Here is a 22,466-nt window from a genome sequence, read left to right on the forward strand (position 1 = left end):
TGATCCGGTTGTTACACGGGTTGAATTCCCCCTACTGACAGGCCATCTGCTGTTGCTGCTGTAGCTTCTGAACCTCGGCCTGAATCGCGTTGGCTTCCGCGTTATTGTTTGCGCCACGCAGCACCTGCACCAACAGTTGGCGCGCCTCAATCGCATCGCTGAACAACTCCGCACCAAGCTGCTGGTACAGCGCCACCGAGCGGCGCAGATGATCGGCTGCAAGCATTGGGCGGTTGGTGGCCCGATAAATTTCTGCGCGGTGAACAAGGAGCAACGCGGCGGCGGGATTATCGGGGTCGCCAATGGTTCGGGCAAGTGCAGAGGCTTCGTTCAGCGTTTGCTCCGCTTCGCCGTACCGCTGCTGTGCGGTGCGCAACCTTCCCAGCTCATCCATTGCGGCCACCGTGGTGAAACTCCCTTCTGGGTATATCCGCCGCAGCATTGCCACGGCGGGAGTAATCATCGTATCCGCATCGGCGAAGCGATGCCGTAGCCGTGCAATTTTTGCGGCCACCACCAGCGCCCCGGCAACCTCTGGATGGTCACCCTCGGCAGCATACAAATCGCGGCGCATTGCCAACGCAGTATCGGCAAGTAGCTGGGCCGCAGGAAGGTTCCCTTCGGCAATGCGGATATTGGCCAGCTGCAGCAACGAAGCCGCAGTGGCCGGATGCGTTGGCGGGAAAAGTTTACGCCGAATTCGCAAGGCATCTTCCGCCAATGGCAGGGCACGGCTGGCGCAACCGCCGCGCTCCCACGCCATTGCACGCATTGCCACGGTTGCTGCCAGCAGTGGGCGTTCCACCCCCAAACGGTTCAGCATAGCAATGGCACTATCCAAATAGCTGCTGGCTTCCTGTAGCTTCCCCTGCTCCAATTGCAGCGATCCGATATTGAGCAAGCCGGTGGCAAGGTCCTCGTGGTCGCTGTTGTAGATGCGCCATTTCATTGCCAGAGCCTCGCGGTACAGTGTGTCGGCTTGGCGATAACGCCCCATAGTTTTCAGCAGCAATGCAAGGTTGTTCATGCCGCCGGCAAGCTCAGGATCATCGGTCTTATAGATGCCACGTTTCAGCAGCAACGCCTGTTGGTACAAGGTTTCGGCCTCGTTGAATCGCCCTCGCAACCGGACAGCACGGGCAAGGTAGTCGGTGACATCAGCAATGGCGGTATCGCCCGGGGGATACAACGCCTGGGTCATTGCCAGCGATTGCCGCAGTGCCTGTTCTGCTTCATCCAGCTTCCCCTGATTTAGTCCCAGCCGCCCAACTTCGCGCAGGGCAAACGCAAGATCCCGGTGGGCATCGCCAATGATTGACTCGCGGATTTTCTTGACGGCGAGCTTGGCAACCAGCAACGCGCTGTCGCGGCGGGCTTGGGGGTAATGCTGGGCTTGCTGTAGCAGGCTGTCCACGGCAAGTGAATCCGCAGCATTACGGTAGCCTCCGTTGTTGATGCTGTGGGCTTGCAGCGCGCCCAGGCTACACAACAACGGAGCCGCGCCAAACAGCACGATACCGCAAGAAAGCAGCAAGGCGTTTTTGGCTGTACGGAGGGCTGTGGGAATCATGTGATTATCCTTACAAGGCTATCCCCAAAAGAAGCAGAATCGTTTTGGAAGCTCAATCCTTCCGGTTCCGCATTTCACTGCCGGTCCCAGGTCAATCTTATAGTCCTTGGTCAGCTGGAAGGTTTGCACGGTGCTGGATTTCATGTTGGTGAAAACATACCACCCGGGCTTTCCGGGCCACGCCAACACCGCGCTTGGCATCGCAACGTTCTCGGTGCGGAACACCACTGCGCCGGTGTGGGTGTTCATCACATCAAGCGCGCTTAATCCTTCGAAGGTCCCAAGCACAATGCTGTCATTCACCGCCTCGAACCCGTGATAGGTGTTTTCCAACACGGTGGTCTCCTTGTGGGGCAACGGTGTTTGGATAAAACGGACAAATTTTCCGGTCTCGGTTTCGTACATAAACATCCCCGATATCCAATTTGCGCCGCAGTAGAAATAGCGGTCATCAACGCTGCCAGCAAGCCCGCGGGGGATATATTTTGTGGAAATAAAACGAACAACCTTTCGGGTTTGTACATCAATAACTGATATGCCAGGGTTGGTTTTGCTGGTGGCATAAACGTACCGTTCGGTTCCGCCAAGCCGGATATTGTGTGGCGACGAAACATCGGGGATCCGCTCCTCGATCTGCATGGATTCGTAGCCGATAATCAGGATAGCATTGCCGTAGCGATTTGCCAGCATGAACCGCTTTCCATCGGGGAACTCCATCATGTGTTCGGCATACATCTTCCCCACCGTCAACTCACCTTTTAGCTGGAAGTTTTTGGTGTCGTAGAATTTCACTTTCTGATCCCCCTCCACCGCAACCGCTAACGTTGTTTGGTCGCCAGAAACACTGGCGAAATAAGGGCTGGCCCCAACGTGAATAACGCGGATTTCTTTCATCGTGGTTAAATCCACCAGCGAGACTGTTGAATCGGCCTGGTTCACCACAAAAACCTTTGTGGCAGGCCCTTTGGCCGCTGCGGTTGATGCCATTATCACGGCAAACAGGGAAAGCAGCGCAGCACTGCGAAGTAGCGTATTCATAGAAATCGGTGTTGGTTATGTGGGATATTCGTTGCCAGAATCGTTGCAGGAAATGCCACCACCAATGCTATCAACGATTCATCAGCATGATGTCTTCCAATCCATTGCAGTAGCTGCAGTGGTGGCATTGGATATTTTGACTTGGATATTTCGGTAATAAGCAAAGGATACAATATCGGCCTCCCCTGATAATCTTTGTGTGTGCTGTCAGTGTAAAATTACCAGCGGCTCCACCATTCCCGATGGGCCATTAGGAGGCCGATACTATCCTCCTCCCTTCAACCTATTTATCCCGTTTAGCAGTAAAGCATCCTAAATCTGGGTCGTATGCAGCATTCCCCTTACCAAGCGTTGGCGAACCAGCTTGAAGGTGAACATCGTTATCGTCAGTTAGCGCGTTCATGTCAGGGTTGAATTTCACAAACAGTGGATCCACCTGAATAAGATCGGTGGATTGTGGCTTGCCATAGCCATCCGCCGGGTAGAAGTATTGCTGCAAGGAATCAACCGTGGTGTAGAAAAGGTTATTCCCATACATGCAATTTGCCGTGTCAGCCTTTTTGGTAATGTTCAACCCTAACCGTGTGTTTACCATGATGTTGTTATAGACTTTCGCCCGCGAGAACAAATCAATTTTAACCCCAGCACCAGGGCGCGAAGAATTTTTATGGCCTGAATTGATAATGGTGTTATTGTAGATTTCCACATCGGTTTGCGGGAACAGCACGGTTGATCCCGTTTCAACGCGAATGCATTGATCGGTGCAGCTCCAGATATAGTTGTATGCTATTTTTCCTTTAAATCCTGCTTTGAAATTTGGGCCAGAACCTTCAACCTCGCCGTTCCACAAAAATTGATTCCGTAGGATATGGCCTTTGCCGCCGTACAGCATAAACCCGTCATCCTTTGGTTTGTAGATAATACAATCCTCCAAGTAAAATTCGCTGGTGTTTGCTGCGTTGGAGAAATAGTAGATTGCCGGGCGCGGCCGTCCGTCGGGGCGAATTCCACCGGCATAATCCAAGCGGCACCATTGTAAGCTGACAACGCTTGGTGAATCGCACAGAATGCCAGCCCAAGAACCTGTTGTTTGCCGGGAAGCATCTGGCCCCATGTAGATCATGGAGTCTTTTGATCCGTGAGCCAATAACGCGCCTTTAATAATTAAAGCATGATTGCTCAGGTCAATAAGTTTCACCCCTGGCTCAATTTTCAACGTATCACCTTTCAGCACCGTTGCATCGGCCGTTAGGTAGTAGGTCTTTCCTGCTTTCATCGTCCCCTTGATGTTCCCCTTCAGTGTGTCGCTAATGGCTTGGGAGTCTGGGGTTGTTGGTTTTGTTGAGGCATCATCTTCGCCGCATGCAACCACCCCAAGGGCAAGCATACATACAGCAGCAAACCAGCGTAGTTGTTGTTTCATTTGATAGCTCCTGCTAAAGGTTTTTTAAGAGATTTTTGGGATCGTTTATTGTTAGGGTTAGGGCTTTGTTCGAATATGAGTTCGAGTCTGAGAATGAAAGAATTTCAGCATCACAGTTTCCATTGCACGCCAATTGCGGCTGTGCTTCCAAACTGTTCTTCCTCAATTAATCCTCCTTTTTGCGTAACGATACGGTAGGGCATATTCAGCAAGTTATTTAGGCGCAAAAACAGCGACATCCCAACGCCAATTGATTGGTCGTATAAAAAATCCAACGCAGCATAATCATCCAGCAGGTGGTTCTGATCTTTATACAGGGATACGCTGTGGATACGTTGCCCAGTATAGGCAAGGCTTATCTGCGCAAATGCGCCAAACTCCGGTTTGTTGAAGGAGATAGCGATGTTCCCCCCATGCTCCGATTGCCCTTGCAATGCGCGAGTTTCCGGAACAAGCAGTGTTTGGCCAGCAGCGCGGTCGAACAATACTTTATCGGCAGTGATAGAAGAATGCGACCATGTGTAGAATGCTTGCACGCCAAAGCCAAACGGAAGCTCCATGCCGATGACAACCTCTGCACCATAAACAATGGCCGCTCCAAAATTGCGAGGCTGAATACTGGGAAGCGAAGGATTCCGAATATCCACAGCCCGCTCAATCGGGTTTTCGATGTTTTTGAAAAATGCGCCGATTGAGAATTGCTCAATCAGTGAAGGGTACAGTTCATACCGAAGGTCCACATTTGTTGACCGCGAGCGTTGAAGATTGGGGTTGCCTAATTCGCGATAATCCTCACCTTGTATGTTGTAGGGAACCAAGTCGTAGAAATTTGGGCGACTGATGGTGCGGCCAACGGAAAACCGCAGATAAGATTCGGGAGAGAGCGTATAGCGGAGATGCGCACTGGGTAAAATATCTGTGTAGTTGCTTGCTGCCGAAATTTGCTGCACTTGTGTTATGTCGAATGTTGAATATCTGCCCGATATTGCTTCAACACGAACGCCGGCAACAGCTTTCCACAACCCACTTTCCCAGGTTCCCATGATGTACCCTGTAGAGAGGCCTTCGCTGCATTGGTAATTATTATTTCCATATTCTGGTGTTCCGCCAGTATTTAGCACTTCCCACTGTAGATCATCAACGCTAATAAACCGGGGAAGGTTTCCAGCGGAATCCGTTAGCGGAGAGAGCCGATATTCATTTTGTGCATTGGCACGTTCTTTTGCCTTGAATAACGTGCCGGCACTTATGGTAACGCCGTTGTTTTCCCACTCTTTCCAGACAAGGTTCACGCCGCCAATAATGTCACGATCTTCGTTATGCTGCCAGTCGTGGACAACAGCGTAGAACACTGGTTGCGAAGCCACTACATCATTGCGCAGTTCCGACACCGTCATTAGCTCCGCACGGTCGGGCTTAAATTGGCGTGCCTCCAACCATCCCCCATGCCAATTCAATATTAGGCTCCCCAATGAATGTTCACCCGACACCACCGTGTTTGCCAAAGTGTACGTCTGGACAACGGAGCGAATATTGCTGTAAAGGACTGGCTGATAGACATAATTGGAATCCGTTAATAACCGGGCTTCCCTGTTCTGGCGAATAAAGCCGTTGAACGACAGGCTGAGTTCGTTCTTTTTATCAAGGATGTAATCTGCCTTAGCATTAAGCCCCCATTTAGTTTTGTCGTGACTGTGGTAACGATATTGGCGACGGATCAGATATTCATTGTTATCGGCATCAACCGCGTCGTAATTGCGAACCGTTTCCGAATAACGATAGGTTTGCTGCACGCTTCCCGCCAAAATCAAACCGAAACGGCCATCAAGGTAGCGGTTCCCCAATGTTAGTTCCCCGAACAAATCTGGCGAAGCCGAAGCTGACGACATCGTGAAATAATTGCGTGGGAAATCAGTAGGTTTCGCCTGATAGGTTAATCCAAAACGCTTCAAAGGATCTTCAAAAATGGAATCTTGCGCAAACGACAGAAAGTTTTTATTAAGGAGTTGGGAACTGTATCCAGTTCCAATTTTGGCACGCATAATTAAAGTGTCCGGTGCCGTTTTCATCACCAAGTTTATTGCGCCGCCGATTGCATCGGCTTCCATGTTAGGCGTTAAAGATTTTGCAACCTCAATCCGTTGCAGAAGGTCCGATGGAAGAAAATCCATTTGCAGAACGCGAGTGTTCGTGCTTGGCGAAGGTGCACGGACTCCATCCACCAAAACGCTATTGTAGCGCGACTCAAGCCCGCGCACAATTGCGTCGCGCACTTCGCCACGGACGCGTGTCACCGCCACCCCGGGAATCCGCTGCATTGACTCGGCAGTGGAAGGATCAGGGTAGCGGGCAATTTCCTCGGCACTTAAATTATTGACAACCGACGCAGCGTTCCGCTCGGCAGTGCGGGCATATCCCATGGTCTCTTTATTGGCGCGCGCAGTCACTACAACCTCGGCCGCAGCCGCCACCCGTTGCAGCAATGAAATTGATATTTCCGTTTGATAATTTGGCTGAACCGTCACGATAGCGCGCCCGGTATCATATCCAACGGATGTGGTGATTAGGGTGTAATTTCCCGCTTCAATATTTTGAATCAGGAACATGCCTCCACCACTGGAAACTCCCCCTAATCTTGTCCCTTTTAATTTTATGGTAGCCCCTTCAATCGGTTTTCCCATCTCATCTTTTACCGTTCCTTTAATGCTTCCTGTCTGCTGCGAAAAAACAAAGGTGGGGATAAGGAACAGAGATATGACCACACTCAATTGCCTAAGCAGGATATGCGCAGGTGATTGAGTTCTGGTTCTGTTCTTCTGGTTTCTCATATCTATTATTTTCGTCGCAGCCAATAATGGAATAGGGATATTTCACAGTGTTTACTTGGTTGTAGTAAAAGACTTAGCCATTACCACTTCATGTTCGGTTCGATACGTCTGTTTTGAGCTTTGAATCAGATTCCAAGCCGTATCAGATTTTAATGCTGCACGTACTTTTTGTTTAACCTGTTCACGATTTCCCAGTGCTGAAGCATCTTTATACTCGAACAAGAGGTAAGCATCCCAAGGTGCTCCTGTCGCATGATGGTTTAGAAAAATCCCATAACTGTTCAGCACCCCTTCTTTCAGCCAGCCATCGAATTGTGGAATTCCATAAGTGGCGATGTAAGCCGTGTAGCTGCCGCGATCAACCCATTGATAAGGAATCATCACATAGATTGCGTCGCTTTGATTACCTCGTTTTCCTTGAAACCACTTGCGGTCAGCAAAGTATGTGGTGGCTGGTGTTATTGTTTTTAATAAATCCGAGGTTAAGCCACCGGGGTTAGTCCTTTCCAGTTTACGCCAACGATCCGTTTGCTCATATGTATCGAACTGGATAACTGCGCTCATATCCCATGTATTCTCATCACAATGAGCATTGTATACCAGTAGATAATCAGCGATGATTCCATCTCGCTTATATTCTTCGAACTTTTTCACTCCTTCTTTTTCCATTCCTGTAATCATTGCCGGACGATCGGCTGGTTTACAGCGATAGGTAATAAAGATGTGGGTCATGCCTGGCTTATTTTCTTGCGAATAGATAGCTAATGGAAAAACGATATTACCTACCAGTAGAATCCAAATTGTTCTAAGGAGAGAGTATGTGTAGTTCATTGCGGCTTTGATTTGTGAATGGTTATGATTGCGTTTATATGGAACTTTATTGCTTTGGGGTTATAACTCGTGCAGTACTTACCTCATATTCATTACGAAATTGAGATGAGATTTCACGAAGCAATTTCCAACCTGCATCTGTTTTAAGTGATGCTTCTGTTGCTGCACGTGCGGCATCCCTTTGTGACAAGCCACGCACGCCATCATACTCCAACAGAAGTAAAATATCCCACGGTTTACCTGGGTAATGCTTGTTTAGCAGAATAGACCATGAACGCACAGCTCCTTCCTTCATCCAACCTGCGAATTGCGGTACCAAGACGCTATTAACAAAGTCTATATATACACCGCGATCAGGGTGTTCGTAGGGAATCACCATATACAAAGCCGATGTTGGGTCGCCATTTTTCCCTGCTTGCCATTTTTGCTCCGATAAAAATGTTGCCGACGGAGTTACTATCCGTAGTAATGCCGAGTCCAATCCTCCCGGATATACTTCTTCAATATCACGCCAGCGATCAGTTTGTTGATAATCGCTGAATGAAATCACGGATAGCATATCCCATGTTGTTGTATCAACAAAAGAATTGAAGAGGAGCAAATAATCCTGAATCGCTCCTTCACGTTTCCATTGTGCAAACCGACGCTCCCCGTTTTTGCGCATCTCCTGTAGCAGCACTGGGCGGTCTCTGGGGTTACACCGATATGTAATTACAATACGTGTTGCCCCAACGGTATCGGGCAAGGAATGCTGAGCAATCGCACCCACTACTACAGCTATGCTTCCGAGTAGAATACCCGCTGTATTCTTCAATATTCGCTTCATATGCATAGTTACCTGATTGATGAAGGAGTTATTACGATTGAAGGCTGAGAGATGATAGTGACGAGCAACTCACAGCCGCATCTGTAGTGTTGTCCGCAGCATTCGTAACGCGCCCGGGACGATCCGACTGGTTCCACCGCTAACGAAATATTTCTCATCACCTATATTATTCAGATTAATTGCAATGGTGGCTCTATCAAAGTCGTAAGATGCAAAACCATCCATACGAGTATACGACGGAAGGAAAAAGAGTGCTCCCGTACTGGTTGGAAACTCTGTTGGGCGTGCATCCATGCCCGTAAATCCGAAGCCTAATTTCAGACCGCGTAAAACCCCATCGAAGTCATAAACAATACGAGCATTTCCAGTATTGTAAGGAACGTACGTGAGTCGTTGGCCAATACGTGCAACCGTTTCATCAGCCATAACACGAGCATCGGTATAGGCATAACCGGCTGATAGGTATAATCCATCAATCGGCATTATCGCTATATCCAGCTCAATACCTTTACTACGTGATTGGCCGGTCTGCACCCATACAGTATTTCCATTTGGATTTTTATCTCCAGTTTGGCTGAGTGCATTAGTATAATCAAGCTGGAACGCAGCAGCAGTTGCCCCAATTCGGCCATCAAGCAATTCCGTTTTTATGCCAAATTCTATCTGCTTACCTATCTCCGGCTTGAAATCAATATTCCCTTCTGCGTTTTCCCGTTCGGCATTTGTTGGTGAAAACGATGTACTGTATGAGCCATATACTGACATGTTTTTTGTTGGTAAAAGAATAATACCAGCACGCGGCGAGATTCCACTGTTTTTTTTATCGAAGTCTAATTCCCCTCGAGTTTCTACATGCTTAATTAAGCCTTGGGTAAGCTGTGCACCTATCATCACCTGCACTTCATCAATAATTTTGATTTGATCTTGCAGGTAAGCACCAAGGTAATCATTATCGAAGTAGCGATTAAACCCCGGCTTTGGTGGCAGTAGCGGTCGGGCGCTATGTACCGGATTATAAATATTGATATTTAACGTTGAATCTCCGCGCAGATTTCTACGGTCAAAATGGATATCTTCAATCCCTACTGTAACCCCTCCAAGGATTGTATGCGACAACACACCAGTTTCTATCTTCCCTTCAATTGTTGCATCTAAATAGGTATAGTATCGCTCATTAAATTGATCACGCCAGTTACGTCGCATAGTTTCTCCATCAGAGTTTAACCCTGCGAATTCGAACAATTGCCGACCATCAATCCTTGCTGTATATCGTGCAGTTGAGCGTAATGTCCAATTCTCGTTAAAAGTATGGCGAAGCATATAGCCGACTCCCCAGCCATAATCCCAGTAGTAATCGGTTGGTTCGTTAATCCGGGTACGGATATCAGGGATTTTACTAATGTCCCGGCTTGGCACTGGCAGATATTCATCCCAACGACCTTTGTCAACGTTCACATTCATTGAAAATGTCACTTGAGTTGCATCACTGATATTCCAAGCTACCGAAGGAAACAGATCAAAACTAGATTCTTCTATATCCTGACGAAAGGTCGTTGTGTTGATATGGCTACCAATTAGCCGGTATAACACATCGCCGCCATTACTAATTGGTCCAGTTATGTCTGCAGTTAGGCTCACACTGTTTTTAGCACCTAATGGCGAAAGTTCACTGGCATAGGTACTGTGGCGAACTTCAACGGTAGCTTCGTTTATGGCCTTTGGTTTTTTTGTGATATAGTTGATAACACCACCAAGCTGTGTGACGCCATACAGCGTTGTTGCCGGCCCCTTTAAAAATTCTATCCGATCAACAATTGCAGCTGGCGGTTCATGCTGGCGCCACACCCCGCCACTGATTCCATCAATTTGATACGGTATAAATCTGTCGTCCACAGAAAAACCACGGAGTATGTATGATTGCGCACGAGTCCCCCCACCTTGTGTTACTCCTGTCATATAGTTAAATGCATCATCCACACGATCAGCGCGTTGATCAGATAATTGCTCTGCCGTAACGATCTGCACGGCAGCTGGAGTTTCAATCAAGCGAGTAGATGTTTTTGTGGCAGTGCTGGACGTTGGTACACGATAAGCAGAACGTGGAGCAGTAACTACTACTGTTCCGGAAGGGCGTTCATCCAAAATGATTTGTAAACGCGTAATGCTTCCTGCATGTACCTCAATAGCAGTGCTGTATGGAGAGTGCCCTACATACGTTACTGTAAGTGTATACGTACCCACAGGAACATTACTTAGCATAAAATCTCCATGGCGGTCGGCAATCGCTCCGGTGGATGTTTTCTCCAACCGAATAGTTGCTGCACCCAAAGCAGCACCTTCGCGTGATGTTACGCGGCCTTGGATCGTTCCAGTAGCAGGTGTTTGTTGTGCTTGGCTTACGGAAGCAGCAGCAGCCAATAGCAATGCAGCAACAAAACTTTTTTGTACCGAACCACGGTAGGTATCGGCATAATGTGAACAAGTGCTCATTAATCCTCCATATGTTATTGACCCTACAACCAATCACTCACTATTTCCCCTGCTATCCCATTTAGCCCATTTGGCAAATAAGGATTGCTGGGGTACTGCGGAGCATCCCAATTTTTGCGTTATTCCAACGCAGCAGTTTTGATTTAGGGAAAAATATCCCCCCCCTTTTTTCAGTGATGAGAAAAAAGGGGTTGCAGCAGTTTTGTGTGCTGCGGTAAATATTCAGTTATGGCAAAGCAATTCCTTCCCTGCCAGGAATAACCCAATTAGCAGGAAGCCCGTGTGGGCATTCGTGTTATGCGATTTGTAGGTTTGTGATGGGCAGAAGCACCAGCAGACAACAGCAGCGCAGAGAGCAAGGGGAACGAAGTTGTCTCAAGTGTCTGTACGGCGATGTGCCCAGTGTAGCAGGCCGGGCCGCCCCTAACGGCAGCCTGCATTGCGGATGTGCGAATACAGACCCCGCCAATAGCGAAAGTGTCACACGGGAAGAAAAAAAGCTTTGTTCCGCTCAACAAACACACAGCCCCCCCGAAACCACTCGGCTTCGGAAGGGCTGTGCAGGGCCATAGGTTGGAAAATGATTTGGCGATAATTATCCGCTGCTCATTTTTTTATTGCTCAATTATTGATGATTTACGGCAGCTGGTACATCAGTTCGGTTCGGTCCAGGCTTTCGCGCCCGTTGCGGTCAATGGCGGCAACGGCGTAGAAGTAGATTTTCCCCTGCTCGGCGGTTGCGTCCTCAAACGTTGTGCCGGCCGGAATTGGCGCGGCGGAAAGTTGCTGCGGTTCCTCGCGCCCGGTTTTCCGGTAGATCACATATCCGTTTACCCGCTCGTCCAACGCTGGGTCCCATTCCAACCGCGCGCCCCGCTCCGCTTTTGTGGCCATCAGCCCGCCCGGGGGGGGCAATGGGCGCAGGTATCGGGTCATGGATAGGAACTGCGTTGGCTTCCCCTCAACCCCGTAATCGCTGATTGGGCGGATGCGGTACAGATACTCCAGATCCCCCTCGGCCGTTGAATCGGTGAAGGTTCCGGACCCCACCGCCACGGTCGCCACCCGCTCCCAACGCTCGGTGGTTGCCGGCGCGCGTTCGATGATGATGCTTCTGACGGTGTTGTCGTTTGATTCACCCCAGAACAGGCGGTTGCCGTATGGCTCGGACCAACCACGGAAGGTGAGCGGGGCCAGCGGAAGCTCCTGAAGCTCGGGGCGCGCAGCCGTGGGGACGGAGTAGCGGCTGACAAACCCGGAGTAGTTAATCGCCTGCACCAAGTACCAGTAGGTGGCTTTTGATGAAAGATGCGAGTCGCTATCCTGATAGAAATTGGTGTCCTTGCTGATAAGCTGCGAGACTTGCTGAAGCTCACCATTCAGGCTTTCGGAGCGATAGACGAAGTAGCCTTGCAGGTCCGGTTCGTCGTTGGGTTCCCACTCAATCCGCACCCCCTGGCGATTGCCGGTTGCTGAAACGTATTGCGGGGGGAAGGGTGCGCGGAAGTTGCGGTAGTAGCCGATTGCGTGCGCGCTTTGCTCGGAGCGATTCCCGGCGCGGTCAATCGAGACCATCCGGTAGAAGTATTGCATGTTCGGGGCCGCCTTCCGGTCCTCGTAGATCGTGTCGGTTGCGGGGACCGCGTCGTCGTTGATCTTCTCGAACAAGGAGTCGGAGTTTGTGCTCCGGTAGATGTCGTAGCTGGCAAGGTCGTCGGCAACTGGTGGCTGCCACGTCACGGCAATCCCAAGCCCCGAGGGCTGCGCAACGATTGGCCCGGGCGGTGGCGGGGCAACCTTGTCGCCCGGTGTGGCTTTGATGATAACACGGCGGCTTTCGTTGCCAACAAAATCAACCGAGACAACGGCGTACCAGTAGGTGTGGTCGTCAATCAAGCCGGTATCGGTTAGCGCACCTTGCCCGGGTTTGTCGTCGGTAGAAATCATCAGCAGGTCGCGGTGGTTCAGCTTGATATAATGGCTGGCGGAATCAACCGCGCGGTACACGCGGTAGGTGAACGCGCCAACATCAGCTGGGTTCTGTTCCCATGTTATTTCAATCTTCCCTTGCTGTTCCAATGCCTTCACGTTGATTGGCCCCAGCCCTGCCGAAGCCGGGCGGCCATAGACCACGGCGATTGGCGAGGTCCGCTTGGATTCATCGCCAGCCTTGCTGACGTAGGTAACTTCGTACTCATACTGCTTCCCGGTCTCCACGTTCCGGTCGCGGTACAGCATCCCCAACACTTCTTGAAGCTCCAAGTTGAACATGGCCAACTTGATTGCCTGCATGCTGTTGGCTTGGAACATCTTCCACGCTTCCTCCCGGGATTTTTTGTCCAGCGCAAGCGTGATAAGGTCCAGCGCGTGGCCATGCTCCCGCTCGGCATCTTGCAGCGTTGCGGCGCGGCTAACCGGCGTGGTGGTGATGCGGCGGAACTCCGTTTCCCCTTCGGCGCGGCGGTAGATGTGGAACCCGATCCACCCCTTCCCGCCAACCGGCGCGCCGGGGTGATACAGCCGTGGCTCGGCAAACAGAATAACGTTCCCGTCCGGCGAAGAAAAGGCTTTTGCCCTGGGCGAATCCTGGGCGTTGGCCGGAAGAGTAATCGCCGCAACAAGCAGCAGAACGAAAGCGTGGAGTATGGCGTTGAATTTCATAGCTCTGCAAGCAGAAGTCCATTGATGAAAAGTGCTGGTTGGAATCGCTTATCAATGTAGGCCGCAGTGATTACAGAAAGGGGGGCGGGGGACTACACAACGCAGGATTCCCCCAAAAACACCACCTCCGCAACGTAAACGCCCGCACCATCGGTGTTGATGATGCGGGCGCGGTTGTTCCCCCCTTGCCTTGTTTAGCTTTTGCGGTTATTGGCAACCAAGCGAGAAATCGAACTCCCAGCCTTTGTTCCCCGCGTAGTCAACCACTGCAGTGATGCAGGGGCAGAATTTACACCATTCATCGCAGGAGCTGTTGGCATCGCATGGCCAGATCCACGCTTTGGCGTTGAACTTGGCATGGCCGTGGAATTTCAGCAGGCTGTTCTTGTATTCGATTGCCGCTTGCAGATCAATGGAGGCGGTGAACCCAACCACCCAAAGGTCCAGCGCTGCGTTGCCGGCAATTTTGATTCCGCCGGCAAGATTGCCGTTCCAGTCAATCGCGCCGAACAGGTAGTAGCCGAACTCCAACTGGAAGACATCGCCGCTCTTTCCAACTTTTGGATAGACCATGCTGGCATCCATGTGGAAGCCATTCAGCGTCTGGTTATCCGGGTGGAACGTGACCGGAAGCGTGTGCTTGAAGCCCTGGTAGTTCTTTCCAACAAAGGCTTGCACCTGCAGCGTGGCAATCATCGGGAAGGTGAAGGTTGCGCCACCACCCACAAACCAGTAGACCCCAGCTTTCACCTCGAAGTCAATAAACGCCGTCACCTTCACGCCGCTTTTGTTCAGCCCAAACTGGACCGATCCGGCAAAGCGTTTCTGCGGGATGTCAATCACGATGTGGGCCTCGCCAATCTGCACCCCAAGCGTCTTCAGCCATGCATCGCCCTGGATGATTGGGCCGTTCGGTGTGGTTTCCACCTGCACCTGGACCGTAAGCTCCATTGATTCTTTTCCGGCAGCGGTTGCCACGGATCCGCCGAACCCAAAGGCCCAGTATCCATTGTTCCGCGCAAGCATCCCCGAGACCCCGGTAATCGCCACCGGCCCAATCGGTATCGGCGGGATATTGGCCGCAATTTTGATCTTCCAGTTGTTGCCGTCCTTGTAGTAAAACTCGCCCGACACCGCCAGAATCGGCGCAACCTCTAACATCCCGCTTCCCCCAAACGCGGTGTCGCTCCACTGTGCCGAAAGCGAGACTTTCACCGGTCCAGCATTGAAGCCGAAGCCGATCTTCTCGATGGCAAAAGTTTTATCCTCAAAGATTCGGACGTTCCCGGCTTGGATGCTTAGCAGTGGGATGCTGAAGGCCACGCCACCTTTCACGAAGATGAATTTCTTCTGCTTGGCGGCATCGAACCCGAACTCGATGGATTGAAGCTCGAACGTCACCACGTTCATCAGCTTCACCGACTGGTTGAAGGCAATGGTTCCGTAGAAGCTGCCGGTGTCGTTGTAGATCAAGTTCTGGAACTCAATCGGCTTGCTCAGCTGCGGGATCAATAGCTTCCCACTGAAGGTGAAGTAATGATTCTCCGGGGTGATCTGTTGGTTAGCCCCGGTCCCGGTCGTGTCCGATGGATTGGTGCCGAACCCAAGCCCTGACAGGGTGAACTGCGCGCCCAGGACGTTGATTGGCGGCGTTCCCGGGTCCATCTTCACCTGCACCCCCATGAACTTCCCTTCCTTGTTGATGAACATATTCTCGAACCGGAATTTCCGGTTGCCCAGCTTGGTCAGCACCACGTAGCCGCCGGCGATAATCCCTTGCTGGTTCCATGCAAACGAGGTGTCGGCAAACTTGAAGGCTTTCAGGTCAATCTCGAACGGAGTGCTCATATCCAGCTTCACTTGCTCGAACTGGATATCCATTTTTGCTGCGGTCCCCTTGTTCTTGAATTCCAGCAGGTTGATCTTGATCGTCTTGTTGATCTTCGGAATCGTCAGCGAGCCGACGTACTTGAAGCCGGTGGTGTCGAACGTGGTTTTGGTGTAATCCACCGCCACCTTGAAGCCCCACATATTCACCTCCACTTCGTTGCTTGTCACCTTGAAGACGTTTCCGCCGTGGAACGCGCCATCGGCCCAGAACCCAAGCGATTTGGAGTAGGCCCCGGCTGCGGTTGCGCCGTCGCTCAGCTTCTCCGGAATCCATTGCGACCCAGGAAGAATTTTTGGAATGAACGGCAGCAGCTTCAACTCCTTCCCACGGATTGCCCCGGTTTTCAGGACCGTGTCGTACTCCACTTTCAGGAAGTCTTCGCCGCCGGTGAGCTTTGCGTCAAGGGCCTCGAAGAGGCTCACGGGCATTTCGGAGTAGGGGAAGTAGTAGGCCAGGGCCACCGGTTTCATGGTGGTTCCATCAACCTCCAAGTTCTCGAACAGGAACTCAAACGAACTGCTTTTTGATCCCGCTTTGAACATCAGGTTGTTCGGCACTTTGAACTTCCCTTTCAGGTACTTGTTCCCCGCTGGCGCGTCGGTGACGGTGTCCACAATGATTGCGAACCCGTAGACGGAGTCAATGGGGGAATCGGCCAGCTGCAGGTCCACGTTCTTTTTCTGTTGCCCTTTTTGCAACGCCTGCACCTCCGTTTTCCCCAAGATGAATTTCGGTTTGGCGACCTGGACGTTCAGCTTCACGCCGGTTGGGACGTTCCGCAGGATGTACTCGCCGGCAGCATTGGTTTTTGCCGAAACGCCCGGAACCCCCGCTATCGTCACCGATGCCGAGTCAATCGGCCCGCCGCCCACTTTCTTTGTCACCTTGCCGTAAATCCGCGCCCCTTGGGTCATCTTAATCGTCAGCGGCTGGTTCAACCCCTCGTTGATGACTTTGGTGGAGCTGAAGTTCTTGTAATCAAATCCGCCGGTGGTGTCGGCAATCACAAGAACGTTTTGCTGGCCAAGTTGCAGCCCGCTGAAGGTCGCCAATCCGGCAACGTTCGTCTTCTCGGTTTTGCTGCCGATGGTGACCGATGCGTTCGCCAAGAAGTTGCCGGTGACGCTATCCTTCACCGTCACTTTAATCTCCCCATTTGGTTTGGCCAGATAGACCGTGACGCTCTTCTGGTTATCCTTCGGAACCGTAACCAGCACCGATTTATCGGCGAACATCGGGTAGGAAATCACAAGGTTGACCACGCCGGTCGGGACATCCTCGATCAGCACATTGCCATTGATGGAAGTGACTGCCGAGATGGATGGAACGCTATCGGAATGGATGAAAGCGTTCTGCGCTTTGATGGTGTCGCTGCCGCTAATGGCCAATACGGTTACGAAGATTTTGCCTTTGTCGCGGGGCAGCTCGGCACTGGCCGTTAGGTCCGTTCCGTTGCTGATGACAATGGGACCCGGCTTCTCCTGGGCGGTGTAGCCCGTGGCCGAGAATTTGATTTTTCCATACGTCCCAAGTTTTACTGGATAGAGGGTGTAGGTCCCATCGGGGTTGGTGTTGATGGTCATCACGGTGGTGTCCTTGTTGTTCACCTTTTTGACCAGCTCCACCTTCGCATTGCCAACGGGTTTGTTCGCCAGCTTGTCGCGCACGATTCCGTGGATAAATCCTTTGGCGGAATCTTGCTTGATGAGGACCTCTTTTGTCTGGTTATTCAGCACCAGCCGCACTGGTTTCCAGGCATCGACATATCCAGCGGTGCGAACCCATACCGAGTAGCGATCGGTGGCTTGGTTGGGGTCGTTCACCAAGATGTTGGTAAGCGTCACCTTTCCGCTTGCGTCGGTGATGCCGGTGGCGATTGGTGGGATGTCGGGCATCTTCTCCGGGGCCATTTGCGGCACGTTCGCCCCGCCGCCGGTTTGCATCGGAATGCCCCACCCTGCCGATGCATCAATCCAACCATTTGCCCCCACCGCACCGCTTCCGCCCCCCGACTGCATTCCTTGCGGGTTCACCAACCCACCAGATGGGATGTATGCGCCGCCGTTCAGTACCGTTTGGGCGTAGGCCGCGTATTGCCCTTGCATCGGCAGGTTGCCCGCCGAGGCGTTGTAGGAGCCATCGGAGTTTACGTGTGCGTTCGGATCAACAAGGTTTGCCGGCGGGTTGGTTGCAACGTCGGGGAAAACCCGCACCGTTGCGCCCACCAACCCCTTGTTGGGGATTTTATCCAGCACCGTCACTTTAATCGTCCCACGTTTCGCCTTCACCTTCACGATCCCCACGTTGATGGTGTCGTTGGCGGTGGGAGCCACGTGGTACACCTCCTCGGTCTGGTAGCGTGGGTGTTTGATTTTTATGAAGTAGTTATCCCACCACGGGATGTTCTCAAGAACAAACGTACCGTTGTTCAACACGTAGAGTGAGTTGCCCCAGAGCCGCAGCGGCATCACGTTAATCATCCCTCCCTGCTGGGCGGCGGTGTCGCTATTGCCAAAGTCCATTGTTTTGGTGGAGGCAACAAGCGTCGGGATGGAGTATTGCGGTCCCCCTTGCTGGCCAATTGGGCAGGCCGAGCACCAGGGCGTTGGCCGCCGCCAAAGCTCCACCACTGCGTTGCGAATATTTTTCTTCGTCAAGGCATCTTCTGCCAGGCCGATAATGGCCATCACACGCGGCTGGATCACCACCAAGTAATCGGTGATTGCCGATTCTATCTTGTACGGCGTGCCAATCTGCGTCACGGTCTTGAAGCCGTTCTTCTTAATCGTCAGCTTGAAGAACGTTGGGGCTTTCACCGCTGGGAATTTGAACTTTCCGTTGGCATCGGTGGTGGCGGTTAGCGTTGCCCCGTACGGCTGCATTCCAAAGATCGTTTGCTTGGCGTAGCGGAACTCCACCGTAACACCCGACACCGAGAAGTTGTTGGTGCTGTTGCGAACCATGCCCGAAAACGGAAGGTCCTTCTTCGGCTGCCCTTCGTACGGGTCCTGGAAGTTCACCACAATCGGTCCGTTGCCCGATGACGTGTTCCCCTGGTGCCCCGACGGCCACCCGTGCCCACGCACAGTATCCTGGCCACCTCCCCCCTGATGGGTGATCGGTCCGTTGTTAGTGGTGTCGTTCGCGTGTCCGCCTTTGGCTGCCGTAAATGAAAACGGCGTGGCGTAGCCGTCTGGCTCGCCAATCGGTTTGTTTTGCGCGTCGTAGGCGCGAACGCTCCAAACAAACTGTGTGGCGGTGGCGGGGAACGGGACATCGGCTGGCCAAAGCATTTGCGTTGGAAGCGTTGCATCCCGGTCCAGAATCGGATGATTGCTTTTGAAGGCTTGCGCAGGGGTCTGGCCGTTCATCACCTGGAACACCACCACTTGATACCGCACTTTCCCGGTAGGCGTTGGCGTTACCGGGGTCCAGTGGAACGTTGGGGGGATGTTGCTGTTGACGAATGATTTATCGGTTGGCAGCAGCAGCGTCGGCGGCTGATAGCTTGTTAGCAGGAAGGTCTTGCACGCCGAAAGCTCCACCAGTTTATCGGTGGGGCTGTTTGGGCTTAGCAGGCTGACGCAAAGCTGGTAATTCCCCGCCGGAAGCATCCCCGTTTTGATTGCCGCTTGGTCCGTTCCATCCTTAAAAGTGACGGCACCGGCCGGAATAATCTGATCGGCAAAAAAAGTGCTGACCCCAGCGGGCAGGGCAATCACCGGCATCGAAGCGTATTTGGTTTGCGCTTTCAATGCCCCATTCAGCGTAACCTGCGCGTCAATCTTGGCCATCACGGTGTTCTGGCCACTGTTGATAACCGTCAGGATTGCCGTCTCCTTTTTCGATGACCAATCCGACAGGTACGGGCTGGGCTTTGGCGAAATCGTCAGCGTCATCCGCAGCTGCGATTGCGCAACAGCCGCAGTCGTCGCCAGAACGATTGCCACGCTCAGGAACCCGAAGCAACGAGCGATGAAGTTCATAAAGTCCCTCATTGTTTTGAGGATGCGTTGTTGTGGTTGTGTTGATTGTTCATTTGCTATTCAAGGTACTCGGCAAGGATTACAGAATTGGGGGGCAATAACTACAGATGGAAGCACGCCCTTGCAAAACCAGCAACGGCATGGCGATGCTTCCAACAACACGAAGCCACCGCTGGCGTGCGGTGGCTTCCCTTATTGCTCAATTCTCCATCAGGCCAACGCCCGGACGGCAGTTAGAAGCGTGTGGTGAGTGATGTTTGCAGGTAGTTCTCGGTCGCGTTTCCGGCGGATAGGCCCGTGGCGGTGTTGCGGTCCGTGCTGGCATTAAGGCTTAGGGTTATCCAGTCGGTAGCGTCCCATTGCACGCCAAGCCGTGCGGAGATTCGTGTGTTTTCCTCATCCTGCGTGGCGTTCTTCACGCTGCTTGCGCTCCAGCCCGCCGTAAACGATGGGCGCAAACGGCCTTCGGCAAAGGCGTATCCAATCCCCACCGTCGCGCTGTTGATCGCCACCTCGTTGAAAGCCATCGTCTGCTGGGTGTTGTTCAGGGCAACCGTGGTGTTTAGCGGGAATTCCTTCATGGTCATTCCCCATGTTGCCGCTATCGTTTGGGTTTGGGTGTTGTTCTCTGGGCCGGAGATCAGGTTGTAGTCGTTGTAGGTATCCACGCCAAACGTGGCGCTGAAGGTGTTGGTGATCTCCTCGCCAGCCAGAACATACATTGGGGTGATGCTGTACGACTGGGTGACGTTGTGAATCCGGAAGGTGTCCACGCGGTTGTTGGTGGTCATCCCCATGTTGTTGTAGTTGGCATCAATGCTGAGTGCCTCGGTGATCTGGGCCGAGACGGTGGCCGTTCCAATCAGCTGCGTGCTGGTCTCCGCTTTTGTTCCCGAAAGGTTGTTCGTCCGCTGGCCAATTGCGCCGTTGATGTTCAGGCGGCTTTCAAACAAATTCAGCCGTGGGTTCACCGTGATGTCTTGGCGGTCGGCCTGCATCTGGGGGTAGCCAAGCGCCACATAGCCCGGGCCAATCAGCAACGCCTTCACCGATACCCCATACTCCGGGCGGTTGAAGCCCACCGTTCCGGTCAGCGCGTAATCAATTCGGGAGGAGATTCGTTGCTGCATCACGCTACTCAGGACCGGAATCTCATCCTCAATCGTTTCGGCACTCATGTCGCGGGTGAAGTTCGTGGTGGCAGCCTCGCCCATGAAGGAGAACCCTTCGCCAAACGGAACGCGGCAGCTGAACGAAAGCGACGCACCTTCGGTTGGGGTTGGCATAAGGTCGTGGCGGGTAAAGATGGATGCGGGTTTCAGCAATCCGCCGGAATCGTCGGGAAGCTCCACCTGCACTTTTTGCAGCACCGGGCGGATGCTGGTGGTGTCGTCCTGCATCCGGGCAATGTTCACGGCAAAGCTGACTTGGCGTTCGTCGCTTTCGTCGCCGTAGCCAATGCGTGCTATCAGGGCGCGTTGCTCGTAGGCCCCGCGCATCCCCTGTGCGGTGTCAACCTCCACGCCGCGCTGGGCAATCCCCGCCGACGCGCTGAACCGGAATTTCCCCGGGCGAAGGTCCACGCCGCCGCCAAACACCTGAACATCGCCGAACGTTAGCTCCGAATATCCAGGCGTGTGGCTGCCGATGTACAGCTGTGCCCAACCATACTTCGGGGCAATGCTGATGGTGTTCATCTGGTTGGCCAAAAACTGCCCGATTGACTGCTGCCCCGCCCACGGCGTTACCACGTTGGTTTGCTGCGGCGAGACCATGATGTTGAACGGCAGCGTGAAAAATTCGCCAATCCGCAGCTCGCTGTTCATCGTGAATCGGACAAACGATTCCGGCATTCTGGGGCGGAAGGCTGGGTTGGTTGCCGACCAATCGTAGGCATCGGCACTAAGGCTTGCGGTCCCATCAAAACGGATAAACGCAGGGCGCGATTCCGCCGAAGCGTCGGCTGCCGAAGCCTCGGTATCGGTTGCGGTGGTGTCGAATTCGTGGTGGTGGTCGTGCGCCCCCTCAACGATTTCGGAGTCAGAAGCGGCTGGCGTTTCAGTTTCCTGAGCCAGGATTGCCGACGGAGCAAGTCCGCCAACAAGAAATAGTCCAACCATCGCGCTGAATGCGGCGTTGCGAAGTTGTTGTGATGCTGCGGCAATGCTCATGGATCGGTTCGGATAATCGTTGCGTTGGGCCTTGATGTGGCGCACGTCAACAATCTATCCCCGCTTGATTACAGTTGCCCCAACGGATGACTACAGCGGCGGCAGAGTGGTGGCAAAAGGGAAAAACCATCGAAACCCGCCACCGCAACAAGCCCCCTCCCCGCCTCCCCTAATTCTGGGGGAGGGGCTGGCAGTGGTGACGTGAAATCCAGAGAGAACAAGATCAAGGGTAGCCGCCCCGATCTCAGTCGGGGTAGCCGCCCCGACCTCCGTCGGGATTGATAAAAGGTCTTTAGCCTTCGGCGTCATCTTCACTATCTCGGCTCCAATTCATCGGGGCCGCTACCAACCCGCCACCGCAGCAAGCCCCCTCCCCGCCTCCCCTAATTCTGGGGGAGGGGCTGGCAGAAATGGCTTGGCATCCATAGAATAAAGGGTCAGTAGCAGAAACCTATTGCCCCCCAGCATTGGGGTGACGCGTAGCTGCTTGCAGCGAAGCAGGGGGGCGCGGCGGAAGAGGGTCACCGAGGCCTGGCATCGGTCGCCCTGAAGGGGCATACTATCATAGCCCAGGGCAGCGCCCTGGGAATCGTCCCACGAACATCCCATCGCCCTGAAGGGGCAACCCTATTCATCTATCAACCTTGCACAGACGGCATCCATTTGAAATCCACACCCTCAACAAAATATCCAACCACATGGAGGTCGCCCCTTCAGGGCTGATGTTACGTGGGGGCTTGGCTCCTTTCCC

The 22,466-nt window shown here is 52.8% G+C and carries 11 protein-coding genes; 1 reads left to right on the plus strand and 10 read right to left on the minus strand.

The window, feature by feature from the left end; all coding sequences use genetic code 11:
* Positions 1-31: 31 nt before the first annotated feature.
* The 9 genes from IPM61_05115 to IPM61_05155 all read right to left on the minus strand — a co-directional run bounded on the left by IPM61_05115 (position 32) and on the right by IPM61_05155 (position 19,544).
* Complete coding sequence (locus tag IPM61_05115) at positions 32-1,570, minus strand: tetratricopeptide repeat protein (GenBank protein MBK8910692.1); 1,539 nt, start codon at positions 1,568-1,570, stop codon at positions 32-34.
* 18 nt (positions 1,571-1,588) lie between these two features.
* The gene (locus tag IPM61_05120; protein MBK8910693.1) at positions 1,589-2,608 is read right to left on the minus strand and encodes a hypothetical protein; all 1,020 of its coding nucleotides are present in this window, start codon (positions 2,606-2,608) and stop codon (positions 1,589-1,591) included.
* A gap of 283 nt (positions 2,609-2,891) precedes the next feature.
* The gene (locus IPM61_05125; protein ID MBK8910694.1) at positions 2,892-4,031 is read right to left on the minus strand and encodes a right-handed parallel beta-helix repeat-containing protein; all 1,140 of its coding nucleotides are present in this window, start codon (positions 4,029-4,031) and stop codon (positions 2,892-2,894) included.
* A 110-nt stretch (positions 4,032-4,141) separates the two neighbouring features.
* The gene (locus IPM61_05130) at positions 4,142-6,883 is read right to left on the minus strand and encodes a TonB-dependent receptor (protein MBK8910695.1); all 2,742 of its coding nucleotides are present in this window, start codon (positions 6,881-6,883) and stop codon (positions 4,142-4,144) included.
* 27 nt (positions 6,884-6,910) lie between these two features.
* On the minus strand, positions 6,911-7,690 hold the full coding sequence (locus IPM61_05135) for a hypothetical protein (GenBank protein MBK8910696.1): 780 nt from the start codon (positions 7,688-7,690) through the stop codon (positions 6,911-6,913).
* Between the two features lie 46 nt (positions 7,691-7,736).
* The gene (locus IPM61_05140) at positions 7,737-8,504 is read right to left on the minus strand and encodes a hypothetical protein (protein MBK8910697.1); all 768 of its coding nucleotides are present in this window, start codon (positions 8,502-8,504) and stop codon (positions 7,737-7,739) included.
* 81 nt (positions 8,505-8,585) lie between these two features.
* On the minus strand, positions 8,586-11,006 hold the full coding sequence (locus tag IPM61_05145) for a TonB-dependent siderophore receptor (GenBank protein ID MBK8910698.1): 2,421 nt from the start codon (positions 11,004-11,006) through the stop codon (positions 8,586-8,588).
* A 636-nt stretch (positions 11,007-11,642) separates the two neighbouring features.
* Positions 11,643-13,667: a hypothetical protein gene (locus IPM61_05150; protein ID MBK8910699.1), complete on the minus strand. Its 2,025-nt coding sequence runs from the start codon at positions 13,665-13,667 to the stop codon at positions 11,643-11,645.
* A gap of 207 nt (positions 13,668-13,874) precedes the next feature.
* Positions 13,875-19,544, minus strand: coding sequence for a carboxypeptidase regulatory-like domain-containing protein (locus IPM61_05155; protein ID MBK8910700.1), 5,670 nt, complete (start codon positions 19,542-19,544; stop codon positions 13,875-13,877).
* A 107-nt stretch (positions 19,545-19,651) separates the two neighbouring features.
* On the opposite strand from IPM61_05155, the gene IPM61_05160 reads away from it, so the two are divergent.
* The gene (locus IPM61_05160) at positions 19,652-19,798 is read left to right on the plus strand and encodes a hypothetical protein (protein ID MBK8910701.1); all 147 of its coding nucleotides are present in this window, start codon (positions 19,652-19,654) and stop codon (positions 19,796-19,798) included.
* On the opposite strand, the gene IPM61_05165 is transcribed toward IPM61_05160, so the two are convergent.
* Complete coding sequence (locus tag IPM61_05165) at positions 19,778-21,715, minus strand: hypothetical protein (GenBank protein ID MBK8910702.1); 1,938 nt, start codon at positions 21,713-21,715, stop codon at positions 19,778-19,780. The two genes, IPM61_05160 and IPM61_05165, sit on opposite strands and share 21 nt — an antisense overlap.
* Between the last annotated feature and the right edge of the window lie 751 nt (positions 21,716-22,466).

This window comes from Chlorobiota bacterium (genome assembly GCA_016710285.1).
In the GTDB taxonomy this organism is placed as follows: Bacteria; Bacteroidota; Ignavibacteria; order OLB7; family OLB7; genus OLB7.